This is a genomic window from Moorena sp. SIO3B2, from assembly GCF_010692525.1.
Lineage (GTDB): Bacteria > Cyanobacteriota > Cyanobacteriia > Cyanobacteriales > Coleofasciculaceae > Moorena > Moorena producens.
Genome location: NZ_JAAHHE010000629.1, coordinates 1 through 2,683, shown reverse-complemented (window position 1 = coordinate 2,683; position 2,683 = coordinate 1). Strand labels below are relative to the sequence as shown.

Genomic DNA, 2,683 nt, shown 5'->3' with positions numbered 1-2,683 from the left:
AAGGAGAGTTTGGACTCCTGGGGGAAGCCGTTGCACCTGGCTTTGAATTCCGTGACATGGAGATTGCTCAACCTGAAACATTCCGTCAGCAATTTCCTAACCTGTGGGATCAGCTAGCCCCATATGTGAAACAGAAAGACATCAAGCGAGAGTTAGCCACTTAATTCATTGAGTGGGTGTGGAGCGTGCCGGGATTTATCCCGGCTCTCGTGTAAATCAAGGAATTCGTTTAGTTCTTGCTAATATTTATAAAAACTCTGAGAGACTTAATTCCGATTCTTTAGCCATTTCTTTGAGTTTGTTCCAGCCTTCCTGGGTTACCGAAACACTATAAGACTTTTTCCGTTCTCCATGGATACTAGGTCTTCCTTTCTTTGTAATTTGTTCAGGCATTTGCTTGACACTTAACTTCTTGCGGGATACAATTAAGATATCACAGCAATAAGTCGATGCAAAATGTATGGTTGTCAGCAGCACTTAATAAAGACGACTATTGAAAACCAAGCCATCATAGAGTTCATTTGTTCAGAAGCTAATAAACTAACGAATTGCGGCATATATTATTGCCGTCAGATACTGTTTAAAGCGGGGAAATACCTCAATAACGCAGAGTTGGACAAGATAATGAAGACGAACGTCCACTTCAAGGCAATGAGGTCTGCTTGTGCTCAACAAACCCTGCACGGAATTATCGAGTCTTTCAAGTCTTACAAAGCCCTAAGCAAACTGTACAAGAAAGGCCAACTCAAGCATAAGCCTAGGATTCCAACCTACCGGAAGAAAGGGGGGCTGGCTGTAGTCAGTTATCCGGCTCGGTGGGTGAAATTGGTAAAAGGGCAGCTTAAGTTTACCTTGGGGAAACAGGTTAAAGCTTGGTTTGGCTTTGACCATTTCTTTTTGCCAATGCCGTCTAATATTGATCACAAGTCGATAAAAGAGTATCGTTTTGTGCCAAGAAATGGCTGTTTATACCTAGAGTTTGTTTATGAAAGACCAGCCCCTGAACCTGTTACAAAGACAGACCAAGTCTTAGGCATTGACCCAGGACTCAACAACTGGCTGACTTGTGTTTCCAATATAGGTAAATCTTTTATCATAGATGGAAGAAAAGTCAAGTCTCAAAACCAGTGGTACAACAAGCGCGTAGCTGCGATCAAAAAAGGAAAAACCCAAGGGTATTGGGACGAAGATCTAGCTTTATTGACTGAAAAGCGAAATAGACAAATGCGCGATAACGTCAATAAAGTTGCTAGATTTATCGTTAGCTGGTGCCTAAAAAATCGAGTTAGCACAGTAGTTTTTGGCTGGAACAATAGAAGTAAAGACAGTATCAATATTGGTAAAAAGAATAATCAGCAGTTTGTACAGATTCCTACTGCTAAATTAAAGAGTCGAATTGAACAGTTATGCACTGAGTACGGCATCAAGTTCGTTGAAACAGAGGAAAGTTACACCAGCAAGGCTAGCTTTTTAGATCGTGACTTTTTACCTACACTCGGCGAAAAACCCGTTCGCGAAGCGTGCCCTTCGGGCTTGGGGTGGAAAGAAAGCGGAAAGCGAGTAAAGCGTGGACTTTATAGATCTGGATCAGGCGATTTAATTAACGCCGACTGCAACGGAGCCTGTAACATCCTCCGAAAAGTAGCGACACAGCTAGGGTTCTCCCTAGCTGAGGTCGGTAGGGCAGCCTTGAACCTGCCACAACGATACAAATTAGATTCTCTATCTAGATCGTATCGTAAAGCGTTACGGAGCGTGGTTTTAACCCGCGAAGTAACATCAGCTTAGAATCTACGTGGTTTCAACCCGTAGAGAGTTCAAAGTAATTGATAACTTCCAATCTTCATCCAGGGCAAACGCATCTTATTTTGAAATGCCTACTGGATATGAGATTCATAGGATAAATATTTATACTTATTAATTTTGAAATCTCTGTTAGGTGCGCTTTCCGCATCTAATTATTAAATTCGCCACGGGTCGCACCTCTTGATGCAGTTGCTCATGGTTTTGGGTCTGTGTGCGGAACTTGCTTCCGCACCTTGTAAGCCCCGTGGAAACCACGGCAGTTGCTCATGGGGGAGACCACGGCAGTCGCTCATGGGGGAAACCACGGCAGTCGCTCATGGGGGGAACCCCCGCATGAAGGCGCTGCCTCCCCAAGACGGCGCTGCCTCCCCAAGACCGCACTGCCTCCCCAAGACCGCACTGCATCGCTTCTGAGTAAAGCTTATATAATTTAGATGCGTTTGCCCTGAATCTTCATCCTAAGCTGTTGTGCATTTAAATTGCACAACAGCAAGGCAGAAGGCAGAAGGCAGAAGGCAGAAGGTAAAAGAGTTTCAGGGGGTTTTTCCTGATTTAATGAAAGGTCGTTTAAATGCGCGACAGCTTAAGACCTTAAATTCTTTAACCTATCGTAGAATTCATGGGAATAAAAAAAAGCACCAGGGTCTGAAAAACCCATCAAACAATCTCTGAATTGGAAATTTAAAAAATGAATATCGAAAACCTATTAGCACAACTTCTTGTCTTTAAAGGTCTGACCGAGCCACAGCGTCAAAGGATATTAGAAATTAGTGAAATTAAGCAATATCAATATGGTGAGCATATTTTTGACGAAGGAACAGACAGTCACGATCTCTATGTTGTCCTAGAAGGCAAAGTTGATATTTTGATCGACCCA

3 protein-coding genes are annotated in these 2,683 nt (G+C 43.0%); 2 read left to right on the top strand and 1 reads right to left on the bottom strand.

Annotation, left to right across the window (positions count from 1 at the left end; all coding sequences use genetic code 11):
- Window positions 1–246: 246 nt before the first annotated feature.
- Window positions 247–393 (bottom strand): hypothetical protein, encoded by a 147-nt coding sequence (locus F6K38_RS39130; protein WP_193431429.1) that lies wholly within the window; start codon window positions 391–393, stop codon window positions 247–249.
- Between the two features lie 63 nt (window positions 394–456).
- Here F6K38_RS39130 and F6K38_RS39125 point away from each other — a divergent pair, with 63 nt between their 5' ends.
- Together F6K38_RS39125 and F6K38_RS39120 are read left to right on the top strand one after the other, a co-directional pair.
- Window positions 457–1,788 (top strand): RNA-guided endonuclease InsQ/TnpB family protein, encoded by a 1,332-nt coding sequence (locus F6K38_RS39125; protein ID WP_071103752.1) that lies wholly within the window; start codon window positions 457–459, stop codon window positions 1,786–1,788.
- 706 nt (window positions 1,789–2,494) lie between these two features.
- Window positions 2,495–2,683, top strand: a 189-nt coding sequence (locus F6K38_RS39120) for a cyclic nucleotide-binding domain-containing protein (RefSeq protein ID WP_287360309.1), incomplete at its 3' end; no start/stop codon positions are given.

Bases quoted from the DNA above. Each gene is read 5' to 3' on its own strand.
- F6K38_RS39130 (WP_193431429.1), bottom strand. From the start codon at position 393: ATGCCTGAACAAATTACAAAGAAAGGAAGACCTAGTATCCATGGAGAA.
- F6K38_RS39125 (WP_071103752.1), top strand. From the start codon at position 457: ATGTATGGTTGTCAGCAGCACTTAATAAAGACGACTATTGAAAACCAA.